Raw genomic sequence first — 263 nt, 5'->3', positions numbered from 1 at the left:
ACCGTTGGTGGAGTATTACGCGCTGTCCCAGCTTTATAACTTTGTCACGCTGGATATCAGCAAAAGTTGCACAACAGTGCCACTGAATGAGGAGGGTACGTTTGAACTGATATTTCGTTTCCAGGGTGAATTGCCATTGGCGGATGTCGATGAGGCATTTTTATTGGGCTGCGTCCCGGCTATTCATCTGGAAAACCGGCGTACCCCGCCCATTGCACTGGAGACCGGCAATCACCGCTATTCCCTGCCATTGGGAGAATCGG

General features: G+C 51.3%; 1 protein-coding gene. It reads left to right on the top strand.

Going from position 1 to position 263, the window contains the following annotated elements; genetic code table 11:
* A partial coding sequence (locus AAC854_RS23550; protein ID WP_340619185.1) for a type VI secretion system baseplate subunit TssF occupies positions 1-263 on the top strand: 263 nt, incomplete at both ends.

This window comes from Xenorhabdus entomophaga, from assembly GCF_037996725.1.
Classification (GTDB): domain Bacteria; phylum Pseudomonadota; class Gammaproteobacteria; order Enterobacterales; family Enterobacteriaceae; genus Xenorhabdus; species Xenorhabdus khoisanae.
This window is presented reverse-complemented; position numbering and strand designations above follow the sequence as displayed.